The following is a 23,937-nucleotide window of genomic DNA, read 5'->3' on the forward strand; positions in this document are numbered from 1 at the left end:
ATAATATTGTTGGACTCATAAAATCATTGTCGCGCCGACAGGTATAGAATGCCTGCGTAGAAAGCGACAAATAAGAGGGAAGGGGCAAGGGATACATGGCAAACATTCTCGTAGTTGATGATGAAATGGGCATTCGGGAGTTGCTCTCGGAAATCCTGGGCGACGAAGGCCACGCGGTGACGCTGGCTGAAAACGCCCAGCAGGCACGCCTGGCGCGTGCCGCCGGGGCGCCCGATCTGGTCCTGCTGGATATCTGGATGCCGGATACGGACGGCGTGACGCTGCTGAAGGAATGGCAGCGCGACGGCCTGCTGACCATGCCGGTGATTATGATGTCCGGTCACGCGACCATTGATACCGCAGTGGAAGCGACGCGCATCGGCGCAATGAATTTCCTGGAAAAGCCGATCGCCATGCAAAAGCTGCTGAAAGCGGTGCAGGCGGGCCTGAGCCGCGCCCAGGAAGCGGTGCGGGCGCCGGTGCTGGCGTCCCGTCCGGTGATGCCGGCGCCGGTCGAGGAAAGCAGCGCCTTCGGCCAGGTGCAGGTGGCGCAGCAGCCGGTCACCCATAACCTGGGCATGGCGCGCGCGCTCAACGGCGACAATCCGATCTTCAACCTGTCGTTCGACCTGCCGCTGCGCGAAGCACGCGACGCGTTCGAGCGCATGTACTTCGAACACCACCTGGGCCGCGAAGGCGGCAGCATGACCCGCGTGGCCGAGAAGACCGGGCTGGAACGCACCCACTTGTACCGCAAGCTCAAGCAGCTGGGTGTGGAGCCTGGCAAGCTGTCCAAGAAAAACCAGGCTTGACCGCCACCACCCTGGTCATCGGCCCGACGGCCGCAGCGCGTGAGCACGCGATTGCGGCCGTTTTGTCGCCTGGACGGCCCACCGCCATCATTCTGGAAGGTTTGGCCGACGGAAATTCCCCATTGGTATATGATGAAAGTGACCCGGCGGCATGGCAGCCGCAGGTGCACCGTATTGCCCCCGGCTGCCTATGCTGCGCCGGTAATCTGGTGTTGCGTGTTACATTGAATCGTCTCTTGCGCCGTCCCCCGGCGCAGCTCTTTATCAGCCTGGCGGACGCCACCCACGTCGACCGCCTGCGCGCCATGCTGGCCGAGGCTCCATACGACGCCCTGCTGCGCCTGGAGCCGGTACTAACCGCGTAACCTGGCCGCTTGAATTTGGCGACCACAGCCCCATCTCGGTTTGGTAACTGGTAACGGAACTGTGAAGGAAGCCATATGAATCTCATTTACAACAGCGAGCAATACAGTGTTGTCGAATTTGGCGCGGACCGTAGCCTGGAAGCCCTGCGCTTCGGCGGTTATGAGATCGTCGACAAAGGCGGCAAACGTGAAATCTTCATTGCCGGTGTCCTGGCACAGAGCTTCCGCCGCGACGTTAACGAATTGATTGCCAGTGAACCCACCATCGAGGAGATCGATGAATTCCTGGGCAATTACGAGGCTCTCATGAGCCAACCCGTCCTCCTGCATTAATCCCCGCCCAGCGCCGGGGCAGACGCTTGCCCCGATTTTCCAACTGATGCTAATATTTGCAAAATGCTAACTGAATAGGTCAGTTGGCGGCACTTTTGCGGGAGCATCGTTTGGATCTGAACGAAGACACGGCGCGAACCGCCCCAGTGGTGTCCCTGGCCGGCCAGCCAAACTATCGCCGGCGATACTGGCCCCTGCTGTTGCTCGCTGTTTGCCTGGGCGCAAGCGCGCAAAACCAGGATTTGCCGGTCGCCAAGTTGGCGGACAAGGTGCACGTGTACATCATCCCCACCGACGGTATCGCGGAGCAGGGCGCAGGCCGTATGGCGCGCGGAGTGAGCGCGGAGACCGGCTTGACGGTCAGGTCCACCCTGTGGGCACCGTCCGGCAAGCTGGAACCATTCGCCGGTACCGACCAGTACGCGGCGGAAGACCTCATCGCCCTTAGCGCGCCGATCGCACGCACGCTGCACGATGCCTCGCCGAGCACCTATTACATCGTGCTGACCAACCGCGACATCAATTCCTCCGACCGCACCTTCCGCTACGCGATCGCGCACCACAACCCGGCGGCAAATACTTCGGTACTATCGATTGCGCGCCTGCTGCATAACCGGAATGGCACGGCGGCCACGCCGGAGGTGGCGGGCATGCGGATCGGAAAGATGCTGGTGCGGACTGTCGGCGAAATGCGGTTGGGCTGGAAGCGCACCGGCGAACCGCACGACGTCATGTACGCGCCCATCATGTCAACCGACGATATCGACCGTATGGACCTGGCGCGTTCCGTCCAGGCGCGCAGGAAGGGGGGATTGCAATGAGCACCACAGACGCCTTGCGCGAGCTGTACGCTGCGCTGAACCGCGGCGATATCGATACGGTGGTGAAGGACTTCGACCCGGCGATTGTCTGGATCGAGTTCCCCGATGCGCCAGGCGGCGGCACCTATCGCGGCCGCGATGTTGTGCGCGCCCACTTTACGCAAGCGCGCAGCAAATGGGCGGAGGGCAGTTGCGAGCCGGAGCGCTTCGTCGTTGCCGGCGACAAGATCGTCGCCTTCCTGCAAATCCATGTGCGCCTGCAGGGCGAGACCGAGTGGCGCCAAGGCCGGCACGCCGCCGCCTACACCTTCCGCAACGGCAAGGCCGTCGAGATGCGCATCATCGAAGACGAGCAGGAAGCGATGGACTGGGTGGGCGCCTGATGCCAGCCCTCGGATTCAGCCACTACAACCTGCGTGCGCCGCGCGCGCTGCTGGATGAATTGCGCGATTTTTACTGCGACGTAGTCGGCTTGGCGCCCGGCCCCCGGCCGCCGTTCAACAGCTTCGGCTACTGGCTCTACGCGGGAGCGCACGCCGTGCTGCACCTGTCCGAAGCGCGGCCCGGCGAGGAGCGCGAAGCGCGCGCCAGCGGCACCTTCGACCACGCCGCCTTCCGCTGCACCGGGCGCGCGGCCTATGAACGCGAACTGGCGCAGCGCGGCATCCCGTACCGCACAGCCCTGGTGCCGGAAACGCAGGTGCTGCAAGTGTTTTTTAAAGACCCGGCTGGGAATGGCGTTGAACTGAATTTCGAGGAACAGGATGACTGAATCGCTTATCTCTCCCATGGCCGCGCATGGTGCCCTGGCGGCCTGCTTGAACGCGCTGTTGACGGTTGCCGGCGCTCCGGCGATCCGGGGCGTGGGCCGCAAGCCGGTGCTGGGCATGTGGTTCAGCCGCATTGGGCGCTAACGCCGGTGCTGACCGTCGCCGTCATACTGTTGTTCCTTACCGGCCTCGCCCACTCCTACCTGGGTGAGCGCTATATTCTCATGCGCCTTTTCCGGCGCGAGAACTTGCCGAAGATGTTCGGCAGTACCGACTTCACCACCGGCACCTTGCGTTTCGTCTGGCACCTTCTCACGGTTGTCTGGTGGGGGATTGCGATCCTCATCCTGCTCGCGATGGACGAGCCGCTGCAGACGCGCGTGGTGCTGCAGGTATTCAGCGCCGTGGCGCTGGTCTCTGGCTTGTTTCCGCTGTACTTCACGCGCGGGCGGCATTTGTCGTGGGTGGTGTTTTTCGCGGTCGCCGCGCTTCTTTGGTTGGCCGCAACCTGATAAAGTTGCGGGATGTGCCAATTACTCGCAATGAACTGCAATGTCCCGACTGACATTGTGTTCAGCTTCACCGGTTTTGCCCTGCGCGGCGGTCAGACCGATACCCACCATGACGGCTGGGGCATCGCCTTTTTCGAAGGCGCCGGCGTGCGTCATTTCGTCGATCACCAGGCGGCGATCCATTCGCCCATCGCGGAGCTGATCAAGAACTATCCGATCAAGTCGAAGAACGTGATCGCCCACATCCGCAAGGCCACGCAGGGCGAGGTCATGCTGGAGAACTGCCACCCCTTCGTGCGCGAGCTGTGGGGCCGCTACTGGGTATTCGCCCACAACGGCGACCTGAAGGAATTCGCGCCGGTGCTGCACGGGCCGTTCCGCCCGGTCGGCACCACCGACAGCGAGCAGGCCTTCTGCCTGATCCTGCAGGAATTGAGCGAACGCTTTGGCGACACCTGCCCGCCGCTGCCGATGCTGCGCGCCCAAGTCGAGAAAACGGTACGCAATATCGCCGCCCATGGCACCTTCAACATGATGCTGTCCGACGGCCGTGCCATGTTCGCGCATTGCTCGACCCATTTGCATTACATTGTGCGCCAGCATCCTTTCGATAAGGCGAATCTATCGGATGAGGATGTCAGCGTCGACTTTTCCCAAGTGACCACGCCCAACGACCGGGTGGCCGTGATCGTGACCCAGCCACTGACTACTAATGAGCAATGGACTGCCTTCGCGCCAGGCGAGATAAAATGCTTTGTGGACGGCCTGCCGCAGAAAAGGGACTTCGAGCAGATTTAGACAGACAGGGGGCAGATTTGATGCCAAAATGATAGGACACGTCAGGAATTTCCCTATGATCGACCTTTCCAGCAACAATGCGGCCTCCCAGAGCCTGAAAGTTCGCGAATTCTATCTGGGCCGGCAGCCCATCCTGGACCGGAACCAGGCCTTGTTCGGCTACGAGTTGCTTTTTCGCAACGCCCCGGTCGGGCCTGCCAACATCGATACCTCCCAGCTTTCCGCCACCGCCGCTGTGGTCGCGCACGCCGCCCAACTGGGCATGGAGCGCACCATTGGCGACGCGATCGGCTTTGTCAACGTCGATGCCGACGCCATCCTGAGCGATATCTTCGGCTTCCTGCCGCGTGAAAAACTGGTGCTGGAAGTGAGCGGCGCGGCCGACCTGGCGCCGGCGGTCATGGCGCGCATGTCGGAACTGGTGAGCCACGGATTCCGTTTCTCGCTGGACGAGATCAATGCCGAATCGGCCCAACTGCCAACCCTGCTGCCGATGGTGGAGTACATCAAGCTGTCCATGCGCGATATGCCGCTGGATGCGCTGGTCAGGCTGGCGCCGCGCCTCAAGCAGGACGGCAAGAAGCTGGTGGCCTGCAAGGTCGAGAACCGCGACGAATTCAAGACCTGCCTGGACCTGGGCTGCGACTACTTCCAGGGCTATTACTTCGCCAAGCCGGTCATCATGAGCGGCAAAAAGCTGTCGCCGTCGCAAATGGCGGTAATGGAGCTGATGACGCTGGTCACCTCGGAAGCGGACAACGCCGAAATCGAGCGCGCCATCAAGAAGGATGTGTCGCTGGCGCTGAACCTGCTGCGCCTGGTGAACACGCCCGCCGTCGGCGCGCGCCAGCGCATCGATTCGCTGAGCCAGGCCGTGCATATCCTGGGCCGCCGCCAGTTGCAGCGCTGGCTGCAGATCATACTGTACGCGGAGCCGGGCAAGCGCGGCCACTCGATGACGCCTTTGCTGATGCTGGCCACCACGCGCGGCCGCCTGCTGGAACTGCTGGCGACCAAGCTGCGCCCGGCGCACCGCCACGTGGCCGATATCGCGTTCACGGTCGGCATCATGTCGCTGATGGATACGCTGTTCGGCATTCCGATGAAGGAGATCCTGGCGCAGATCCCGATGGGCGACGAAGTCGGCGAAGCGCTGCTGTTCCGTGGCGGCTTCTTCGGCGACTTGCTCAAGCTGGCCGAATGCATCGAACGGCTGGAGGATATGGATACCCGCATCCTGCCGGCGCTGGCCGAACTGGCCATCTCCACCGAGGAGCTGGTGGAGCTGGAGATGTCGGCATTCGAATGGAGCGACAACGTAGTGCGATACGCCCTGTGACGGCGTAGGCACCGACAGCGGCGCCGCATTCGCGGCGCCGTTTTTTTTGGGGAGGCCGATTGTGTTAAGTGTGAGTGGGCTGGTCAAGTCATTCGGGGAGCGGCGCGCGGTGGATGGCGTGTCGTTCCAGGTGCGGCGCGGACAGACGGTGGGTTTGCTGGGACCGAACGGCGCCGGCAAGTCGACCACGGTCAGCATGATCTGCGGCCTAATCAAGGCCGATAGCGGCAGCGTCACCCTTGATGGCGAGGCGGTCGGGCAGGGCGCCAGCGCGGCCAAGGCGAAACTGGGCCTGGTGCCGCAGGACCTGGCGCTGTACGAAGATTTGCCGGCCATCGAGAACCTCAAGCTGTTCGGCGCGCTGTATGGCCTGAAAGGGGCGGCGCTGGCGCGCCGCGCGGAGGAGGTGCTGGCGCTGGTCGGATTGTCGGACCGGGCGAAAGACAAACCGTCCACCTTCTCCGGCGGCATGAAGCGCCGCCTGAATATCGGCGCGGCGCTGCTGCACGACCCGCAGCTCCTGATCCTGGACGAGCCGACCGTGGGCGTGGACCCGCAAAGCCGCAACGCCATCTTCGATACGCTGGAGGCGCTGAAGGCGCAGGGCCGCTCGCTGATCTACACCAGCCATTACATGGAGGAAGTGGAGCGCCTGGCCGATCATATCGTCATCATCGACCACGGCAAGGTGCTGGCCGACGCGGCGCCGGCGGAGCTGCAGCGCCGCTTGCCGGCGCAAGCGGCGCTGCAGGTGGAGCTGGCGGCATCCAGCGCGGCGGTTGAAGCGCTGGTGGCGCAGCTGGCCGCGCAGCCTGGTGTGGCGGGCGTGCGCCATAGCGGTGTGCTGTTCGACATCAGCCTGCACGACGCCGCGCACGCCGCGCGCGTGCTGCGCTGGCTGGACGAGCAGGGCCACACGTTGGCCCATTTCTCCACCGCCCGCACCAAGCTGGAAGACATCTTCCTCACCCTGACCGGCCGCACCCTGCGCGATTAAGGAATTCCGATGACAGCAATTTTCGCTATGGTCCGCAAGGACCTGATCCTGTACCTGAACGATAAGCGCGCCCTGATGCTTAACCTGCTGATGCCGATCGTGCTGGCGGCCTTCTTCGGCTCCCTGTTCGGCGGCGCCGGCGGCGGCAATAACAGCAAGCTGGAGATCGGTCTGGTGCAGCAGGACAGCAGCGTCATCGGCCGCAAGATCGGCGATGCGCTGAAGGCTGATTCGACGCTGCAGGTTACGGAGTTGAGCCAGCAGGAGGCGCAGGACAAGGTGCGCGCGGGTAAATTGATGGTGGCGGTGGTGATTCCGGCCGGCTTTGGCGACGCGGCAGGCCAATCGCTGTTCCAGCCGGGCAGCAAGCCACAACTGCCGCTGTATTACGATCCTTCGCAGACGACGGTACTGGCGATGGTGAAGGGCTTGCTGACGCAGCATGTGATGCAGGGCGTGACGGGCGAGGTGATGGGCGGCGCGTCCGGCAGCAAGTTCACCGACGCGAGCCTGAAGCAGCTGGAGGAGGTGCCCGCCAGCGATGATAAGGAGGCGCTGCTAGGCCTCTTGGGCGGTTTGAAGAAGTACCAGGAGCATGAGGCGTCCAAGGTGGAGAGCCAGCGCACCGTGGCTTCCGGCGGCGGCTTGACCGTGCCTTTCACCACCAGGGAAGAGGCGCTCAGTTCGGGGCCGAAGTACAACGCTTATGCGCATGCGTTTGCCGGCATGGGGGTGCAATTCATCCTGTTCATGGGGATTGATGTGGGCATCAGCATCCTGCTGGCGCGCCGCATGGGGATCTGGAACCGCCTGCTGGCGGCGCCGATTACGATGACGCAGGTGCTGCTGTCGCGCGCTTTGTCGGGGGCGTTGATTGCTGCTGCGCTGATGGTGGCGATTTTCGCGTGCGCGATGCTGATCTTTAAGGTGGAGATCACCAATGTCGCCGGCTTTGCGCTGGTGGTGGTGGCGTTTGCGCTGATGACGGCGTCGTTCGGGCTGCTGATTGCTGCCTTTGGTAAAACGCCGGAGGCGGCGCGTGGGTTGGCGACGTTTGCGACGCTGATCCTGGTGATGCTGGGCGGGGCATGGGTGCCGACGTTCGTGTTCCCGGGGTGGATGCAGCAATTGACGCTCGTGGTGCCGACGCGCTGGGCAGTCGACGGGCTGGATGCCATGACCTGGCGCGGCTTGGGGATGGATGTAGCGCTGCAGACGGCCGGAGTGCAGCTGGCGTTTGCGGTGGTGTTTGGGGCGTTGGCGATCTGGCGCTTCCGCGCCCAAACCCGGTAAGGCAGGGTCAGACCCAAGGGTCAGACCCTCGGGTCTGACCCAGGTTTACCGGGTTTAGAGATTCGGCGCCAGCCACCGCTCCAGCTGCTCCTTCGACTCGCCGCGACGAGCAGCCATATCCAGCACCTGGTCCTCATTCACCTTACCCACAACAAAGTACTTCGCCTCCGGATGCGCGAAATAGAACCCGGAAACCGCCGCCCCCGGGAACATCGCAAACGACTCCGTCAGCTCCATCCCGATTTCCTCCGCAGCCAGCACGCGGAACACATCCTTCTTCACCGTATGCTCAGGGCAAGCCGGATAGCCCGGTGCCGGACGAATACCGCGGTACTCCTCCTTGATCAGCGCCTCATTCGACAGCGCCTCGTCGGCCGCATAGCCCCACAGATCCTTACGCACACGCTCGTGCATATACTCCGCAAAGGCCTCCGCCAGGCGATCCGCCAGCGACTTCAGCATGATCGACGAATAATCGTCATGCGCATCCTCAAAGCGCTTCTCATACTTCTCGATGCCCAGGCCCGCAGTCACCGCGAACATGCCGATGTAATCCGTCTTGCCCGATGATTTAGGCGCAATGAAATCCGCCAGGCACTGGTTCGGGCGCTGCACGCCATCGATCACCGGCTTCAGTCCCTGCTGGCGCAGGCCGTAGTAAGTGAAGGCGACTTCGCTGCGCGTCTCGTCGGTGTAAATCTCGATATCGTCGTCGTTGACAGTATTCGCCGGCAGCAGCGCGATCACGCCATTGGCGGTCAGCCAGCGGCCATCGATGATCTTCTTCAGCAGCGCCTTGCCTTCCTCGAACACCTTGGACGCCGCTTCGCCCACCACCTCGTCGGTCAGGATGGCAGGGAAGGGGCCGGCCAGGTCCCAGGTCTGGAAGAACGGGCCCCAGTCGATGTACTCGGCGATGGTTGCCAGGTCCACATTCTTGAACATGCGGCGGCCCACGAACTTCGGACGCACCGGCGCGAACTCCAGCTTCATCTTGTTGGCGCGTGCCGCTTCCAGCGACACGGTCGGCAGCGCCTTCTTATTGGCGTGCTGCTCGCGGATGCGCGCGTAGTCGTGGTCCAGTTCCTCCACAAATTTGTTGCGCTGCTCCTCGGTCAGCAGCGACTGTGCCACCGAGACCGAACGCGATGCGTCCGGCACGTACACCACCGGACCATCGTAGTTATGCGCGATCTTCACCGCCGTGTGGGCGCGGCTGGTGGTGGCGCCGCCGATCAGCAGCGGGATTTTCAGCATGCGGAAATGCTCATCGCGCTGCATCTCTTTCGCCACGTGCGCCATTTCTTCCAGCGACGGCGTAATCAGGCCGGACAGGCCGATGATGTCCGCGTTCTCCGACTTGGCCTTGGCCAGGATTTCGGATGCCGGCACCATCACGCCCATATTGACCACTTCAAAGTTATTGCACTGCAGGACCACGGAGACGATGTTCTTGCCGATATCGTGCACGTCGCCCTTCACGGTCGCGATCACGATCTTGCCCTTGGGCTTGGCGACGATACCGGTGCGCGCTTCTTCCGCCTTTTTCTCTTCCTCGATGTACGGGATCAGGTGGGCCACGGCCTGCTTCATCACGCGCGCCGACTTCACCACCTGCGGCAGGAACATCTTGCCCTGGCCGAACAGGTCGCCCACGATATTCATGCCGTCCATCAGCGGGCCTTCGATCACATTGATCGGACGGCCGCCGGAAGCGAATACCTGCTGGCGCATTTCTTCCGTGTCGTCGGTGATGAACTGGGTGATGCCGTGCACCAGCGCATGCGCCAGGCGCTTCTCCACGGGCGCGTTGCGCCATTCCAGGTTGGCCGCCTCCTGCTTGGCGCCGCCCTTCAGCGTCGCCGCGAATTCGATCATGCGCTCGGTGGCGTCCTCGCGGCGGTTCAGCACCACGTCCTCCACGCGCTCGCGCAATTCGGCCGGCAGGTCGTCATAGACGCCCACCATGCCCGCATTGACGATACCCATGGTCATGCCGGCCTTGATGGCGTGGTACAGGAACACGGTATGGATCGCCTCGCGCGCCGGGTCGTTGCCACGGAAGGAGAACGACACGTTCGATACGCCGCCCGAAATCTTCGCGTGCGGCAGGTTGTCCTTGATCCAGCGCGTGGCGTTGATAAAGTCCACCGCGTAATTGTTGTGCTCTTCGATGCCGGTCGCAATGGCGAAGATGTTCGGGTCGAAGATGATGTCTTCCGGCGGGAAGCCGACTTTCTCGGTCAGCACCTTGTAGGCGCGTTCGCAGATTTCGATCTTGCGCGCGAAGGTGTCGGCCTGGCCGGTTTCGTCAAAGGCCATCACGATCACGGCGGCGCCGTAGCGGCGGCAGAGCTTCGCCTGGCGGATGAATTCCTCCTCGCCTTCCTTCATCGAGATCGAGTTTACCACCGCCTTGCCCTGCACGCACTTCAGGCCCGCCTCGATCACCGACCACTTGGAGGAGTCGATCATGATCGGCACGCGCGAGATATCCGGTTCGGACGCGATCAGGTTCAGGAAGCGGGTCATGGCGGCCTGGGAATCCAGCATCGCCTCGTCCATATTGATGTCGATCACCTGGGCGCCGTTTTCCACCTGCTGGCGCGCCACGGACAGCGCCTCGTCGTACTGCTCGTTCAGGATCATGCGCGCGAAGGCCTTGGAGCCGGTCACGTTGGTGCGCTCGCCCACGTTGACGAAGAGCGAATCGTCGTCGATGGTGAACGGCTCCAGGCCGGACAGGCGCTGCGCCACCGGCACGTGCGGCACGGCGCGCGGCTTGGCGCTGGAGAGCAGCTTGGCGACCGCCGCGATGTGGTCGGGCGTGGTGCCGCAACAGCCGCCGGCCACGTTGATGAAGCCCGCATCGGCGAACTCGCGCAGCAGGCGCGACGTATCTTCCGGCAGCTCGTCGAAGCCGGTGTCGCTCATCGGGTTGGGCAGGCCGGCGTTCGGGTAGATGCAGACGAAGGTATCGGCGATCTGCGACAGCTCCTCGGCGTAGGGGCGCATCAGGGTCGCGCCCAGCGCGCAGTTCAGGCCAATGGTGATCGGCTTGGCGTGGCGCACCGAATTCCAGAACGCCGGCACGGTCTGGCCGGACAGGATGCGGCCGGAAGCGTCGGTCACGGTGCCCGAGATCATCAGCGGCAGGCGCTCGATGTCCGGACGCTCGTCGAAATACTGGTCGATGGCGAACAGCGCCGCCTTGCAGTTCAGGGTATCGAAGATGGTTTCCACCAGCAGCACGTCGGAGCCGCCGTCGACCAGGCCGCGCACCTGCTCATAGTAGGCCGCCACCAGCTGGTCGAAGGTCACGTTGCGCGCGGCCGGATCGTTCACATCCGGCGAAATGGAAGCGGTCTTTGGGGTCGGGCCCAGGGCGCCGCAGACGAAGCGCGGCTTGTCCGCGGTCGAATATTTGGCGGTGGCCGCCTTCGCCAGCTTGGCCGCCTCCACGTTCATTTCATACGCCAGGTGGCCCATGAAGTAATCGTCCTGCGCGATCGAGGTGGCGCCAAAAGTATTGGTCTCGATCATGTCCGCGCCAGCGGCCAGGTAGCGCTCGTGGATTTCCTGGATCACGTGGGGCTGGGTCAGGGTCAGCAGCTCATTATTACCCTTGACGAAGAGCTCGCGATGGCCGCTACCGGCCGGCGCCGCGAAATCCTTGAAGCGCTCGCCCCGATACGCCTGCTCATCCAGTTTGTACTGCTGGATGATGGTACCCATCGCCCCATCCAGGAACATGATGCGCTGCTTGAGCATGTCACGCAGCTGGGCTTCGGTCTTGGAAGTTGGACGGGTCTGGATAGTCATTTTGAAATCAAGGGTTTGGCAACGTGGACCTGAAATTATACGGCAAAGCAGCATTTTCCCCCGCCAAGCCCCCCCACCCGCCGATACAAATTCGGCATTTGCTTATGCGAAATGTCCACCTTGGGGCGGTGCGGCGGCCGGCAGGACGAAAAGGGGACATTTGTGCGGATTTTGCACAAATCATGTGTTGCCAGGCGGCTACCAAAAGGGCGGCGGGCTGCCTAAGATGGCTCCATCAACCAACCACTTGAAGGAGATCCAAAATGCCCATCCTGAACATCACCGTCAGCGCTACCCCCGATAAAGTGCCCGCCAAGCAGGTCAGCGACATCCTGATGAAGCACACGGGCGCGATCCTGCATAAGGCGCCGGCGCTGACCGCCATCGCGGTGCATTACACCCCGCGCGAGCAGTGGTTCGTGGGCGGGGAGTCGCTGGTGGCGCTGGGTAAGGCGAGCTTCTTCTTCGACATCAAGATCACGGATGAAACCAATACGGCCAACGAGAAGGCGGCTTATATCGCGGCGGTCTATCAGGACTTGCAGCAGCTTCTGGGCGAGCTGCATGAGGTGAGCTATATCCACATCGACGACGCGCGTCCGGCGGCCTGGGGCTGGGGCGGGCTGACGCAGCAGTTCCGCGCGGTTCAGAAGATGTTGATGTAAACGCTGGCGGCGTAGTCGACAAAGGCGCGCACCTTGGGCGACAAATGGCGGTTCTGCGGGTAGAGGGCGTACAGCACGCGCGGTTTGGGGCTGTAGCCGGGCAGGACCGGCACCAGGCTGCCGCGCGCCAGCTCTTCGCGCAGGATGAAGGCGGCGGCGTTGGCGATGCCGACGCCGGCCAGCGCGGCGGCGCGCAGGGCGATATTGGTGTTGGCTTGCAGGGTGCCGCGCACGGTCACCGTCTGCTCGGCGCCATCGGGGCCGGCCAGGGTCCATTCGTTGGGACGGGCGGCGGCGGTGTAGACCAGGCAGTTGTGCTGCACCAGGTCGGATGGGGTGGCGGGGGCGTCGTGCCGGCGCAGGTATTCCGGGCTGGCGGCCAGCACCACCTTGCTGCTGGCCAGGCGCCGTGCCACCAGGGTGGAATCGGGCAGCTCGCGCGCCAGGCGCAGGGCGACGTCGAAGCCGTCTTCGATCAGGTCCACCATGCGGTCGTTGCACACCAGGTCCACCTGCAGGCCGGGGTAGCGGGCCATGAAACCGGGCAGCCATTGCGCCACTTCGATGGTGCCGAAGGCCATGGGGGCGTTGATGCGCAGGGTGCCGGTGGGTTCGGCCTGGTGGCGGCCGATATTGCGGTCGGCGTCGTCCAGCGTGTCGAGCACCTGGCGCGCGGCTTCGTAGTAGTCGCGGCCGGCGTCGGTCAACGCCAAGCGACGCGTGGTGCGGTTCAGGAGCTGGACGCCAAGGTGCTCTTCGAGCTGGCGCACCTGGCGTGAAACGATGGTGTGGGAGATGCCGAGGGCGTCGGCGGCAGCGGTGAAGCTGCCCAGTTCGACCACGCGGCGGAGCGCGCGCAGCGCCGCGAGTTGGTCCATTTACTGGAAGCGCTGCCCGTCGAGCGGGAAGCCTTTGATGAATTCGGCGGCGGGCAGGCGTTTGCCGCCTGGTTTTTGCAGCTGCGTCAGGCGCAGGGCGCCTTCGCCGCAGGCGACAATGATGCCGTGCTGGGCGTCGGCGGCAATCACCTCGCCCGGCGCGGCGCGGCTGCTCTCCTCCAGCACTTCCGCGCCCCACAGCTTGACCACCGTGCCGCCGACATCGCCATGCGCGCCGGGGAAGGGGTTGAAGGCGCGGATCTTGCGGCTGATCTCGCGCGCGCTCTGGGTGAAGTCCAGCGCGGCTTCTTCTTTCAGGATCTTGTTGGCGTAGGTGACGCCCTGCTCGGGCTGCGGCACCGCTTCCAGCACGCCTTGCTCCATCTTGCGCAGCACCTTGACCATCATCTGGGCGCCCATGGCGGCCAGCTTGTCGTGCAGGCTGGCGGTGGTGTCCTGCGGCGTGATCGGGGTGCGTTCGATCAGCAGCATCGGGCCGGTGTCCAGGCCTTCTTCCATTTGCATGATGGTGACGCCGGTTTCGGCGTCGCCCGCCTCGATCGCGCGGTGGATCGGGGCCGCGCCGCGCCAGCGCGGCAGCAAGGAGCCGTGGATGTTCAGGCAGGGCTTGATGTCGAGCGTGGAGCGCGGCAGGATCAGGCCGTAGGCGGCCACCACCATCACGTCGTAATCGGTGGCCAGCAGGCGCTCGTGGGCGGCTTGCGCTTGCGCCGCGCGCTGCGGGTCTTTGGCGTCCATGCGCAGCGACAAGGGCTGCAGCACTTCAATGCCGTGCTGGACGGCGTACTGCTTGACCGCCGACGGCTGCAGCTGCATGCCGCGGCCGGCCGGGCGGTCGGGCTGGGTCAGCACCAGGGGAATCTCGAAACCTGCTTCATGCAGGGCCTGGAGGGCGACGGCGGCAAATTCCGGCGTGCCCGCGAAGATTACTTTCATGCTTCCCCCGCGGCGGTCAGTAACGGCGACCCGCGGCGCGCAGCGCTTCTTCGCGCTGCAGGCCGCGTTCTTCTTTTTGCAGTTTGGTCTTGATACGGTTGCGCTTCAAGGGGGACAGGTACTCGACAAAGACCTTGCCCTGCAGGTGGTCCATCTCGTGCTGGATGCAGACTGCCAGCAGGCCGTCGGCTTCCAGCTCAAAAGCTTCACCCTTGACGTTGAAGGCGCGCACTTTCACCTTGGACGGGCGTTCCACGCCGTCGTAGATGCCGGGCACGGACAGGCAGCCCTCGTCGTACACCTGCTTGTCTTCGCTCGACCACAGAATTTCCGGGTTGATGAAGGCGGTCAGGCCGGATTTGTCCTCGGTGGTGTCGATGACCACCACTTGCTCGTGCACGTCCACCTGGGTGGCGGCCAGGCCGATACCGGGGGCGTCGTACATGGTTTCCGCCATGTCGTCGACCAGCTTGGCAAGGCGCTCGTCAAATACGGCGACGGGTTTGGCGACCTTGTGCAGGCGGGGATCGGGGTAGCGGAGAATATTCAGTTTCACGGGTTGGATCTTAGTCAAACGACAATAATTATGCAGCGAATGTGCGGTAAACGGCCCTTATAACGTGTGCACGGTTGCTCCTGTGACACGATTTCCTTGCTTGATCAGGGTAATATGGGCAGAATTTGATTTCAGTGAGGCAAGCCTTTCGGGCCTTCCGTCATTGCCGCACCTAACGGATATATCAATGAAAAATTTTAGCACAAGCAGCCGCCGCCTGTTGGCCGCCGCCCTGTTTTGCGGTGTGACGGCCGTTTCGGCCCAGGCGAAACCGCTCGTTTGCGAATTCAAGCCGAACGCACCGGACAGCCATACCGTCGTCAAGGGCGATACCCTGTGGGGCATCGCCGGCACTTTCCTGGACAAGCCCTGGTGCTGGCCGCAGGTCTGGGGCATGAACAAAGAAGAAATCGCCAACCCGCACTGGATTTACCCGGGGCAGGTGGTGTGGTTCGACCGCGCGGCCGGCCGCCTGCGCCTTGGCACCAAGGTGGGCGGCAATGGTTCCGGCGCCGGGGATATGCGCCTGTCGCCGCAGCTGCGCATGCAGGGCCTGGGCAAGGATGCGGTGCAATCCATCCCGTCCGGCGTGATCGAGCCCTTCCTGAGCCAGCCGCTGATCATCGAAGACGATGAACTGAAGAATGCGCCGCGCATCATCGCCACGCGCGGCAGCCGGGTGTACCTCGGTAAGGATGACAAAGCCTATGTGCGGGGCGACCTGAAGGGCGGCACCTCGTTCCAGGTGTTCCGTCCGGGCAAACCGCTGAAAGACCCGGTCACCAAGGCCGTGGTGGCGCAGGAGGCGTTCTACCTGGGCACCCTGAAACTGGAAGCGGTGGCCGAGAAGGGGAGCGATGTGCACACCTTCGTGGTGCAGAACGCCAAGGAGGAGATGGGCAAGGGCGATATGCTGATGGCCATGCCGCCCATGCCGATGCAAAACTACGTGCCGCACCCGCCGGACGCCGATGTCACGGCGCAGGTACTGGCGATCTATGGCGGCGTCACGCACGCGGGCCAGAACCAGGTTGTCAGCATTAATCGCGGAAAGCTTGACGGACTCGATGTCGGATCCGTGCTACAGCTGTACCATCGAGGTGAAACGGTGACCGATCCGGGCGGCGAAAAAGGCTGGCACGGATTGAACAAGCCGCAGGTCAAGCTGCCCGATGAGCGCGTAGGCAGCCTGTTTATCTTCCGCGTGTTCAAGAAGGTGTCGTACGGCTTGATCATGCAGGTGACTGAACCAATCGTCGTGGGGGATGTCGCCAAGTCAGCGGAGTAACTCCCATGGCCGTGCAGGACACGGACGCCCCCACCCCCGCCTGCCAGGACGTCGAGCGCCTGGCAGCGTGGCTGCGCCTGGCAAACTCGCCGGGCGTCAGCCGTCACGCAGCGTTTGAACTGCTGCAGTTCTACCAGTCCCCCCAAGCTGTTTTCAGCGCCGCCAACCTGCTCCTGGCCGGTCCGCCCGCGCGCAACGATGCCGAGCCGCCGGCGCGGGCGCATGCCACGGACGACACCGAGGCCGCGTTCGGCCCGGCGCCGGCCCAATCACGGGCGCGGCCCTGGAACTGGTTGCCGCGCTTCGAGCCGGACGGCGCGGGCGAACGCCTGTCGCGCCAGGCCGCGCGCCTGCTGGCCGGCCCGATGCCGGAGCGCTTCTTGCGCCTGGCCGAGGCCACGCTGGAGTGGGCCAGCCGGCCCGGCAACCACGTGCTGCGGCTGGGCGATGCCGCCTATCCGCCCAGCCTGCGGCATATTGCCGACCCGCCCCTGCTGCTGCACGCCAAAGGCGACCCCGGCCTGCTGCAGCGCGAGGCGGTGGCGGTGGTGGGCGCGCGCAAGGCCACCACGCAGGGCACGGCCAATGCGCGCGCCTTCGCCGAAACGCTGTCGCGGGCGGGCTTGCTGGTGGTGTCCGGCCTGGCGCTCGGCATCGATGCCGCCGCGCACGAGGGCGGCCTGGCCGGGCACGGTGGCACGGTGGCGGTGATCGGCACCGGCATCGACCGCATTTATCCGCGCCGCAACGCCGGCCTGGCGCGCCGCATTGCGGAGGAGGGCTGCCTGCTCAGCGAGTTCGCGCTGGGCACGCATGCGCGCGCCGAGCATTTTCCCATCCGCAACCGCATCATCGCCGGCATGGCGCGGGCGACGCTGGTGGTGGAGGCGGCCGCCAAGTCGGGCTCGCTGATCACGGCCTACGCCGCGCTGGAGGCGGGGCGCGAAGTATTCGTGCTGCCCGGCTCGGTGCACGCGCCGCAGTCGGTGGGCTGCCATGACCTGATCCGCAGCGGCGGCCGCCTGGTGGCGTCGCCCGGGCATTTGCTGGAGGACCTGGGCGTCGGTCCGGGCGGCGTGCCGGGCATGGCGGGCGGGGTGGGGGACGGCGCGCTGGACGAGCTGGCGCGGGGCTTGCTGCAGGCGCTGGGTTACGATCCGGTCGGCGCCGATGAGCTGGCTACAAGGTTGCAACTTGACCCAAGTGATATGCAGGCAAGCTTGTTAACTTTGGAACTGGCCGGTGTGGTGGAAAGGCTGCCGGGCGGTACTTTCCAACGTGTGAGAGCCCCCTGAACCGCCGCGAAGCTTGTGCCGGGCGCGCAGATGCTGCTAAAGTAGCGGCATGTTTGACATCCTGGTTTACCTGTACGAGACCTATTACCGCCCTGATGCCTGCCCTGAACCTGCAGCATTGGCAAAGAAACTTTCCGCAGTCGGTTTTGACGACGTGGAAATTTCCGAGGCGTTGGTCTGGCTGAACGATCTCACCGCCATGGCTGGCGTTGAGCAGTCGTCGGCGTTTGCCTCCAAGGGCACGCGTTTCTACGTGCGCCAGGAGCTCGACGTACTTGGTGCTTCCGCCGTCGGCTTCATCCAGTTCCTGGAGAGCGCCGGCCTGTTGTCCCCGCTGCAACGTGAAATCGTGATCGAACGCGCCCTGGCGCTGGACGAGGCGCCAGTGTCGCTGGGCAAGCTGAAAATCATTGTGCTGATGCTGCTGTGGAGCCAGGGCAAGGAGCCGGACGCCCTGATGTTCGACGACCTGTTCGGTGCCGAGGAAGACCAGGCGCCACGCCTGTTGCACTGAGCGCACTCTTGCCAGCGTTGCCCTGCGCCGGCCGTTTCCGTAATAATATTTGCAGCGTTGCGGTTTCAGTCATGAAACCCAAAGACTTCCTTTACTTGCGAATGTTGTATGATGCGCGCTGCCGCACACACCTACGAGAACTATAAATATGAGTAAAGCCCTCATCATCGCTGAGAAACCATCTGTCGCGAACGACATCGCGAAAGCCCTTGGCGGCTTCAGCAAGCACGATGAGTATTTCGAATCCGACGACTACGTGCTGTCCTCGGCGGTGGGTCACCTGCTGGAAATCGCCGTGCCGGAAGAGCACGATGTCAAGCGCGGCAAATGGACTTTCACCCATTTGCCGATGATCCCGCCATACTTTGCGCTGAACCCGATCGCCAAGACTGAATCGCGCCTCAAGGTGCTGAACAAGCTGATCAAGCGCAAGGACGTCACCACCCTGATTAACGCATGCGACGCGGGCCGCGAAGGTGAACTGATCTTCCGCCTGATTGCGCAGAATGCGAAAGCCAAGCAGCCGGTCAAGCGCCTGTGGCTGCAGTCCATGACGCCGACCGCGATCCGCGACGGCTTCACCCACCTGCGCAGCGACGAGGAAATGCTGCCGCTGGCCGACGCGGCGCGCTGCCGCTCCGAGGCGGACTGGCTGATCGGCATCAACGGCACCCGCGCCATGACCGCCTTCAATTCGAAAGAGGGCGGCTTCTACCTGACCACCGTGGGCCGCGTGCAGACGCCGACCCTGTCGATCGTGGTCGAGCGCGAAGAGAAGATCAAGAAGTTCGTCTCGCGCGACTACTGGGAAGTGCGCGCCGAGTTCGTGTGCGCCGCCGGCATCTATGAAGGCCGCTGGCTCGACACCAATTTCAAGAAGGACGAGCACGATCCGGAAAAACGCGCCGAGCGCCTGTGGAGCAAGGCCGCCGCCGATTCGATCGCGCTGGCCTGCAGGGGCAAGCAGGGCAATGTCAGCGAGGAGTCGAAGCCGACCACCTCCATGTCGCCCGGCCTGTTCGACCTGACCTCGCTGCAGCGCGAAGCCAACTCGCGTTTTGGTTTCTCGGCAAAAAATACCCTCGGTCTGGCGCAGGCGCTGTACGAGAAGCACAAGGTGCTGACTTACCCGCGTACCGATTCGCGCTTCCTGCCGGAAGACTACCTGCCGACCGTCAAGGACACGCTGGCCGTCATCAAGGAAAGCAACAACTACAACCAGTTCGCCAAGCAGATCCTGGACAAGGGCTGGGTCAAGCGGAACAAGCGCATTTTCGACAACACGAAGATCAGCGACCACTTTGCGATCATCCCGACCGGTATCCAGCCGAAGAACCTGAGCGAGCCTGAGCAAAAGCTGTACGACCTGGTCACGCGCCGCTTCATGGCGGTGTTCTTCCCGGCGGCGGAATTCCTGGTCACCACCCGCTTCACCGAGGTGGCGGGCCACCAGTTCAAGACCGAGGGCAAGGTGATGACCAACCCGGGCTGGCTGGCGATCTACGGCAAGGATGCCGCCGGCGACGACGAGAAGGAAGGCGGCGGCGGCAACCTGGTGCCGGTCGCCAAAGGCGAGAAGGTGCTGACCGAGAAGGTCACGCCGAACGGCCTGGTGACCAAACCGCCTGCGCGCTATACCGAGGCGACGCTGCTGTCCGCCATGGAAAGCGCGGGCAAGCTGGTGGACTCGGATGAACTGCGCGACGCCATGGCCGGCAAGGGCCTGGGCACGCCGGCCACCCGCGCCGCCATCATCGAGGGCCTGCTGACCGAGAAATACCTGCTGCGCGAAGGCCGCGAGATGATGCCGACGGCGAAAGCCTTCCAGCTTATGACGCTGCTGCGCGGCCTGGGCGTGAGCGAGCTGACCGCGCCGGAACTGACCGGCGAGTGGGAATACAAGCTGTCGCAGATGGAGAAGGGCCGCATTTCGCGTGAAGAATTCATGCGCGAGATCGCCCAGATGACCCAGATCATCGTCAAACGCGCCAAGGAATACGACAACGACACCATCCCGGGCGACTATGCGACGCTGTCGGCGCCGTGCCCGAACTGCGGCGGCGTGGTCAAGGAAAACTACCGCCGCTTCGCCTGCACCAAGTGCGAGTTCTCGATGACCAAGGTGCCGGGCGGCCGGCAGTTCGAAATCGCGGAAGTGGAACAGCTGCTGCGCGAGCGCACCATCGGCCCGCTGCAAGGCTTCCGCTCCAAGATGGGGCGTCCGTTCGCTGCCATCCTGCGCATCGTGAAGGACGAGGAGATCAAGAACTTCAAGCTGGAGTTCGATTTCGGCCAGAACGACGATGACGGCGAGGAAGGCGAGGGCGTGGACTTCACCGGCCAGACCCCGGTCGGCCCGTGCCCGAAATGCAATGCCGGCGTGTACGAGATGGGTCTGGCCTATTCCTGCGAAAACCAGGTGGCCAAGCCGAAGACTTGCGATTTCCGTTCCAGCCGCATCATCCTGCAGCAGGAGATCCTGCCGGAGCAGATGGCCAAGCTGCTGAACGAGGGCAAGACCGACCTGCTGCCGGGCTTCGTCTCGCAGCGTACCCGCCGGCCGTTCAAGGCCTTCCTGGTGCGCGGCAAGGACGGCAAGATCAGCTTCGAGTTCGAGGAGCGCAAGGCCAAGCCGGGTGCTGCGGCGAAGAAGACCGCCGCCAAGGCCGATGCCGGCGGCGATGCGGGCGCGGACGAGGCAGCGGCGCCGGCCAAGGCCAAGCCAGCCGCCAAGGCTGCGGCGAAGAAGGCGCCAGCCAAGAAAGCTGCGGCCAAGAAGCCGGCAGCCAAAAAGGCAGCCGCCAAAAAGACTGCGGCAGCGGAATAAACCAACGGGACCCTTGCGGTCCCGTTTTACTTTATACGACCTTATGAAGAAATCCCGCATTCCGGCGCTGCGCGCCATCGCAGCGGCGGCGCTGGCGGTGGCGGCGCCCGCGCACGCAGCTGTCGAACGGATTGAGATTACCGAACGCGCGCCTTTCGCGCCGGGCGTGAAATTCGGCGAGGCGGGGGAGTATGAGAAGCTGCGCGGCATTGCGCACTTCGCGCTGAACCCGAAAGCCACGCCCAACCTCCCCATCGTGGACCTGAAGCGCGCGCCGCGCGACAAGCGCGGCATGGTGCGCTTCTCCAGCGAGTTTGTCTTGCTGCGCCCTGTGCACGGCAGGTCGACCACGCTGGTGTACGACGTGAACAATCGCGGCGGCATCGCCATGCTGGGCCAGATCAACGGCAAGAGCCCGAAGAACAACGACCCGACCACGGCGGAAGACGCGGGCGACGGCTTCCTGATGCGCCATGGCTTCAGCATGCTGTTCTCGGCCTGGACCTGGGACGTGGCGCCGCAGCCGGCGGGCGCGCGGCCGCTGGTGTTCAAGCCGCCGGTGGCGAAGGGCGTGCGCGGCATGGTGGCCAACGAATTCATCGTCAATGCCGCCGCTGAAGTGGCGACCTACGCTGGCATGCGCGGCCTGACCTATGAGCCGGCCACGGCGGACGACCCGCATGCCGTGCTGACGGAGCGCGCCAGCCAGGGCGGCGAGCGCAAGGTGCTGCCGCGTGCGCGCTGGCACTTCGTGGCGCCGGAGCAGGCGGGCGGCCCGGGCCGCATCAAGCTGGAGCGCGGCTTCCAGCCCGGCGCCATTTACGAAGTGCGCTACGAGGCGAAAGATCCGCGCGTGAGCGGCGCCGGCCTGGCCGGCATCCGCGACCTGCTGGCTTACTTCCGCGACAATCCGGTGGAAGACGCCATGCCGCCGAAAAACGTGCTGGTGTTCGGCATCAGCCAGTCGGCGCGCGTGATCGGCCGCATGCTGCACGATGGCTTGAATGTGGACGAGCAGGGCAGGCTGGCCTTTGACGGCGCCTTCCTGCAGGTGCCCGGCGCCGGCGGCTCGGCGGGCTTTAACAGCCGCTTTGTGCAGCCCACGCGCCACCCGTCGATGCTGGAGGAGCACGACTATCCGGCCGACGCCTTCCCCTTCACCAGCCTGCCTTCGCGCGATCCGCTCACGGGCCGCAGCGCCTCCACGCTGGACAAGGCCAAGGACAAGCGCGGCCGCCTGCCCAAGATCGTCATCGCCAATACCTCGACCGAATTCTGGAACCGCGGCGCCTCGCTGCTGACCACGGCGCCGGACGGCTCGGGCGATGTCGGCCCGGCCGCCAATGTGCGCGTGTACGGCTTCATGGGCGCGCAGCACTACGTGGGCCGTTCGCGCACGCGCGCCCCGTTCACCGCCTGCGTCTCCACCAGCAACCACTACCTGCCGATGCGCGCGCTGATGCTGGCGCTGGACGCCTGGACCAGCAAGGGCACGCTGCCGCCCGCCAGCGCCTATCCGCGCGTGGAGGATGGCACGCTGGTCACGGTGGAGGCTTACCGCAAAGCCTTCCCCGCCGTGCCGGGCATCGCGCCGCCGGCGCAGAACCTGCGCCAGCCGCGCCTGGACTTCGGCGCGCGCTTCCCGCTGCAAGGCATCGCAGATATCGTGCCGCCGCAGCAGAAAGTGCCCTACGAAACGCGTGTGCCGGCGCCGGACGCCGACGGCAACGACCGGGGCGGCGTGCGCCTGGTGGAAATGCAGGCGCCGCTCGGCACCCACACCGGCTGGAACCTGCGCGCGCCGGAAACCGGCTTTGCCGGCTTCACTTCGCGCTTCGATGGCAGCTTCGTGCCGTTCGCCCGCACGGAAGCGGAGCGCAAGGCCGGCAACGACCCGCGCCCCAGCCTGGAGGCGCGCTACGCCAACCGCGAAGCCTTCCTCGCCGCCACCCGCGCCGCCGCCGAACGCCAGCTGGCGGCGCGCTTGCTGCTGCAAGAGGACGTTGAACGCATCATCGCCGAGCGCGCCGGCCTGTACGACCGCATCATGGCGCGCGACCCGGCCGAGCAGGGCTGCAACTACCTGTTTGCGGCGCCCTGAGCGGCAGGGGCGGCGTCGAGCCGCACATTGAGCAGGGAGTACGCCTCCGCGCTGTCGGACGCGTAGCCGACGCTGGCCGCATCGCGCGACAGGCGGAAACGGAAGCTTGGCTGCGGCGGCGCGGCGCGCGGGTCGCCGCCGGCAACGCCGAGCGCTTCGGGCTGGTCGCTATCCATCAGGCGCTCCATTAATTCGACAATCGCGTTGTTGGCCAGGATGTCGTTGGCATACAGCGCACCGCGCAGGGCCGGGCGCGCGGGATCGAGGCGGCCACCGGCCTTGTCCGGCGCCGGGGTATGGCGGCCGCTGGCCAGGTCGAAGCGGTCGCCCCGGTCCAGGTAGCTGAGGCGGGCGTTCGCCACATTGAACGGGCCGGGTGTCGTGCTGGCCTGCGACAGGTCGGCCAGCAGCACGCCTTTGTAGCCCACCACTTCCAGCTCGCGCTGCGCGCGCACCACCACGGCCGTGTTTTCATCGATCCCCAGGCCAAGCTGGTAGCCGGCATGCAGCATGGCGGGCAACATGCGGGCGAAGCGGCCGCGCACCAGGAAGTGCTGGTCGATGAAGACCTGGCCGCCGATGAAGCCGAGGCCGGGCGCCAGGTCGCGGCCCGTCGTCAGGCCCTGCTGCAGCATGGCCAGCGTGGGGCGCGGGTCATGGAACATGGTGCTGCTCATGATGGCCGCGCCGGCGCTGGTGCCGGCAATGACGCCGCCGCGCTGGTACACGTCCCACACGGCTTGCAGTACCGCGCTGCGGCTGCCGTCCGGCCGCAGCAGCGCCTGCGTGACCAGGGCCTGGTCGCCGCCGCTGAAGTAGACGCCGCCGGCAGCGCGCACCGCCTCGGCCAGCGCGGCGTCGTCGGCGCGCGCACGGTAGTCGCTGCCGGCCAGGCGCACGGCGACCGGCACCACGAAGGCGTCGGCGCCGTAGCGCCGCAGCGTGGCCGCTATATTGGCGCCGGAACGCTCGGGCCGCGCGGCGGCGCTGGGCA

23 protein-coding genes are annotated in these 23,937 nt (G+C 64.7%); 18 read left to right on the forward strand and 5 right to left on the reverse strand.

From position 1 onward, the window contains the following. The first annotated feature begins 95 nt into the window (after window positions 1–95). The 12 genes from GTP41_RS21090 to GTP41_RS21145 all read left to right on the forward strand — a co-directional run bounded on the left by GTP41_RS21090 (window position 96) and on the right by GTP41_RS21145 (window position 8,040). Entirely contained in the window at window positions 96–812 is a 717-nt protein-coding gene (locus GTP41_RS21090) for a response regulator (RefSeq protein ID WP_161027557.1), read from the forward strand. A gap of 236 nt (window positions 813–1,048) precedes the next feature. Further along, on the forward strand, window positions 1,049–1,177 hold the full coding sequence (locus GTP41_RS27845; protein ID WP_308700870.1) for a hypothetical protein: 129 nt from the start codon (window positions 1,049–1,051) through the stop codon (window positions 1,175–1,177). Between the two features lie 75 nt (window positions 1,178–1,252). Next, a complete protein-coding gene (locus GTP41_RS21100) occupies window positions 1,253–1,510 on the forward strand; it encodes a BTH_I0359 family protein (RefSeq protein WP_161027559.1) in 258 nt (85 codons plus the stop codon). Window positions 1,511–1,620: 110 nt separating this feature from the next. Further along, window positions 1,621–2,331 (forward strand): hypothetical protein, encoded by a 711-nt coding sequence (locus GTP41_RS21105; RefSeq protein ID WP_161027560.1) that lies wholly within the window; start codon window positions 1,621–1,623, stop codon window positions 2,329–2,331. Further along, window positions 2,328–2,714, forward strand: a complete 387-nt coding sequence (locus tag GTP41_RS21110; protein WP_161027561.1) for a nuclear transport factor 2 family protein — start codon at window positions 2,328–2,330, stop codon at window positions 2,712–2,714. The genes GTP41_RS21105 and GTP41_RS21110 overlap by 4 nt, the downstream gene beginning before the upstream one ends. Further along, entirely contained in the window at window positions 2,714–3,103 is a 390-nt protein-coding gene (locus tag GTP41_RS21115) for a VOC family protein (RefSeq protein ID WP_161027562.1), read from the forward strand. The genes GTP41_RS21110 and GTP41_RS21115 overlap by 1 nt, the downstream gene beginning before the upstream one ends. Beyond that, window positions 3,096–3,245: a hypothetical protein gene (locus tag GTP41_RS21120; RefSeq protein ID WP_161027563.1), complete on the forward strand. Its 150-nt coding sequence runs from the start codon at window positions 3,096–3,098 to the stop codon at window positions 3,243–3,245. Before GTP41_RS21115 ends, GTP41_RS21120 begins: the two co-directional genes overlap by 8 nt. Before the next feature lie 5 nt (window positions 3,246–3,250). Continuing rightward, window positions 3,251–3,613 carry a hypothetical protein gene (locus GTP41_RS21125; protein ID WP_202419826.1) on the forward strand — a complete coding sequence of 121 codons (363 nt, stop codon included), beginning with the start codon at window positions 3,251–3,253 and terminating at the stop codon, window positions 3,611–3,613. Window positions 3,614–3,625: 12 nt separating this feature from the next. Further along, on the forward strand, window positions 3,626–4,411 hold the full coding sequence (locus tag GTP41_RS21130) for a class II glutamine amidotransferase (RefSeq protein ID WP_161027565.1): 786 nt from the start codon (window positions 3,626–3,628) through the stop codon (window positions 4,409–4,411). 55 nt (window positions 4,412–4,466) lie between these two features. Then, window positions 4,467–5,750: an EAL and HDOD domain-containing protein gene (locus tag GTP41_RS21135; RefSeq protein ID WP_161027566.1), complete on the forward strand. Its 1,284-nt coding sequence runs from the start codon at window positions 4,467–4,469 to the stop codon at window positions 5,748–5,750. 61 nt (window positions 5,751–5,811) lie between these two features. Continuing rightward, window positions 5,812–6,747, forward strand: a complete 936-nt coding sequence (locus GTP41_RS21140) for an ABC transporter ATP-binding protein (protein ID WP_371867378.1) — start codon at window positions 5,812–5,814, stop codon at window positions 6,745–6,747. Window positions 6,748–6,756: 9 nt separating this feature from the next. Then, window positions 6,757–8,040 carry an ABC transporter permease gene (locus GTP41_RS21145; RefSeq protein WP_161027567.1) on the forward strand — a complete coding sequence of 428 codons (1,284 nt, stop codon included), beginning with the start codon at window positions 6,757–6,759 and terminating at the stop codon, window positions 8,038–8,040. A 54-nt stretch (window positions 8,041–8,094) separates the two neighbouring features. On the opposite strand, the gene metH is transcribed toward GTP41_RS21145, so the two are convergent. Further along, window positions 8,095–11,862 carry a methionine synthase gene (metH, locus tag GTP41_RS21150; RefSeq protein WP_161027568.1) on the reverse strand — a complete coding sequence of 1,256 codons (3,768 nt, stop codon included), beginning with the start codon at window positions 11,860–11,862 and terminating at the stop codon, window positions 8,095–8,097. Window positions 11,863–12,125: 263 nt separating this feature from the next. Here metH and GTP41_RS21155 point away from each other — a divergent pair, with 263 nt between their 5' ends. Beyond that, window positions 12,126–12,527, forward strand: coding sequence for a tautomerase family protein (locus GTP41_RS21155; protein WP_161027569.1), 402 nt, complete (start codon window positions 12,126–12,128; stop codon window positions 12,525–12,527). Here the strand turns inward: GTP41_RS21155 and GTP41_RS21160 are convergent. The 3 genes from GTP41_RS21160 to def are packed head-to-tail and all read right to left on the reverse strand — an operon-like array spanning window position 12,509 to window position 14,918. Next, the gene (locus GTP41_RS21160; protein ID WP_161027570.1) at window positions 12,509–13,405 is read right to left on the reverse strand and encodes a LysR family transcriptional regulator; all 897 of its coding nucleotides are present in this window, start codon (window positions 13,403–13,405) and stop codon (window positions 12,509–12,511) included. The genes GTP41_RS21155 and GTP41_RS21160 overlap by 19 nt on opposite strands. Then, on the reverse strand, window positions 13,406–14,362 hold the full coding sequence (fmt, locus tag GTP41_RS21165) for a methionyl-tRNA formyltransferase (protein WP_161027571.1): 957 nt from the start codon (window positions 14,360–14,362) through the stop codon (window positions 13,406–13,408). A gap of 16 nt (window positions 14,363–14,378) precedes the next feature. Next, the gene (gene def, locus GTP41_RS21170; protein WP_161027572.1) at window positions 14,379–14,918 is read right to left on the reverse strand and encodes a peptide deformylase; all 540 of its coding nucleotides are present in this window, start codon (window positions 14,916–14,918) and stop codon (window positions 14,379–14,381) included. A 187-nt stretch (window positions 14,919–15,105) separates the two neighbouring features. Here def and GTP41_RS21175 point away from each other — a divergent pair, with 187 nt between their 5' ends. From GTP41_RS21175 to GTP41_RS21195, 5 genes are all read left to right on the forward strand, one after another. Next, window positions 15,106–16,206 carry a LysM peptidoglycan-binding domain-containing protein gene (locus GTP41_RS21175; RefSeq protein ID WP_161027573.1) on the forward strand — a complete coding sequence of 367 codons (1,101 nt, stop codon included), beginning with the start codon at window positions 15,106–15,108 and terminating at the stop codon, window positions 16,204–16,206. A gap of 5 nt (window positions 16,207–16,211) precedes the next feature. Next, window positions 16,212–17,501, forward strand: a complete 1,290-nt coding sequence (gene dprA / locus GTP41_RS21180; protein WP_161027574.1) for a DNA-processing protein DprA — start codon at window positions 16,212–16,214, stop codon at window positions 17,499–17,501. A gap of 49 nt (window positions 17,502–17,550) precedes the next feature. Continuing rightward, complete coding sequence (locus tag GTP41_RS21185) at window positions 17,551–18,015, forward strand: Smg family protein (protein WP_161027575.1); 465 nt, start codon at window positions 17,551–17,553, stop codon at window positions 18,013–18,015. A 148-nt stretch (window positions 18,016–18,163) separates the two neighbouring features. After that, window positions 18,164–20,842 carry a DNA topoisomerase III gene (locus GTP41_RS21190; RefSeq protein WP_161027576.1) on the forward strand — a complete coding sequence of 893 codons (2,679 nt, stop codon included), beginning with the start codon at window positions 18,164–18,166 and terminating at the stop codon, window positions 20,840–20,842. A 43-nt stretch (window positions 20,843–20,885) separates the two neighbouring features. After that, complete coding sequence (locus tag GTP41_RS21195) at window positions 20,886–22,943, forward strand: alpha/beta hydrolase domain-containing protein (RefSeq protein WP_161027577.1); 2,058 nt, start codon at window positions 20,886–20,888, stop codon at window positions 22,941–22,943. Here GTP41_RS21195 and GTP41_RS21200 read toward each other — a convergent pair. Beyond that, the coding region (locus GTP41_RS21200) for a cyanophycinase (protein ID WP_161027578.1) at window positions 22,922–23,937 on the reverse strand (1,016 nt) is incomplete at its 5' end. The genes GTP41_RS21195 and GTP41_RS21200 overlap by 22 nt on opposite strands.

This window comes from Pseudoduganella guangdongensis, assembly GCF_009857475.1.
Classification (GTDB): domain Bacteria; phylum Pseudomonadota; class Gammaproteobacteria; order Burkholderiales; family Burkholderiaceae_D; genus Rugamonas; species Rugamonas guangdongensis.

Bases quoted from the DNA above. Each gene is read 5' to 3' on its own strand.
- GTP41_RS21090 (WP_161027557.1), top strand. From the start codon at position 96: ATGGCAAACATTCTCGTAGTTGATGATGAAATGGGCATTCGGGAGTTG.
- GTP41_RS21100 (WP_161027559.1), top strand. From the start codon at position 1,253: ATGAATCTCATTTACAACAGCGAGCAATACAGTGTTGTCGAATTTGGC.
- GTP41_RS21110 (WP_161027561.1), top strand. From the start codon at position 2,328: ATGAGCACCACAGACGCCTTGCGCGAGCTGTACGCTGCGCTGAACCGC.
- GTP41_RS21115 (WP_161027562.1), top strand. From the start codon at position 2,714: ATGCCAGCCCTCGGATTCAGCCACTACAACCTGCGTGCGCCGCGCGCG.
- GTP41_RS21120 (WP_161027563.1), top strand. From the start codon at position 3,096: ATGACTGAATCGCTTATCTCTCCCATGGCCGCGCATGGTGCCCTGGCG.
- GTP41_RS21130 (WP_161027565.1), top strand. From the start codon at position 3,626: ATGTGCCAATTACTCGCAATGAACTGCAATGTCCCGACTGACATTGTG.
- GTP41_RS21135 (WP_161027566.1), top strand. From the start codon at position 4,467: ATGATCGACCTTTCCAGCAACAATGCGGCCTCCCAGAGCCTGAAAGTT.
- GTP41_RS21145 (WP_161027567.1), top strand. From the start codon at position 6,757: ATGACAGCAATTTTCGCTATGGTCCGCAAGGACCTGATCCTGTACCTG.
- metH (WP_161027568.1), bottom strand. From the start codon at position 11,862: ATGACTATCCAGACCCGTCCAACTTCCAAGACCGAAGCCCAGCTGCGT.
- GTP41_RS21155 (WP_161027569.1), top strand. From the start codon at position 12,126: ATGCCCATCCTGAACATCACCGTCAGCGCTACCCCCGATAAAGTGCCC.
- GTP41_RS21160 (WP_161027570.1), bottom strand. From the start codon at position 13,405: ATGGACCAACTCGCGGCGCTGCGCGCGCTCCGCCGCGTGGTCGAACTG.
- fmt (WP_161027571.1), bottom strand. From the start codon at position 14,362: ATGAAAGTAATCTTCGCGGGCACGCCGGAATTTGCCGCCGTCGCCCTC.
- GTP41_RS21175 (WP_161027573.1), top strand. From the start codon at position 15,106: ATGAAAAATTTTAGCACAAGCAGCCGCCGCCTGTTGGCCGCCGCCCTG.
- dprA (WP_161027574.1), top strand. From the start codon at position 16,212: ATGGCCGTGCAGGACACGGACGCCCCCACCCCCGCCTGCCAGGACGTC.
- GTP41_RS21185 (WP_161027575.1), top strand. From the start codon at position 17,551: ATGTTTGACATCCTGGTTTACCTGTACGAGACCTATTACCGCCCTGAT.
- GTP41_RS21190 (WP_161027576.1), top strand. From the start codon at position 18,164: ATGAGTAAAGCCCTCATCATCGCTGAGAAACCATCTGTCGCGAACGAC.
- GTP41_RS21195 (WP_161027577.1), top strand. From the start codon at position 20,886: ATGAAGAAATCCCGCATTCCGGCGCTGCGCGCCATCGCAGCGGCGGCG.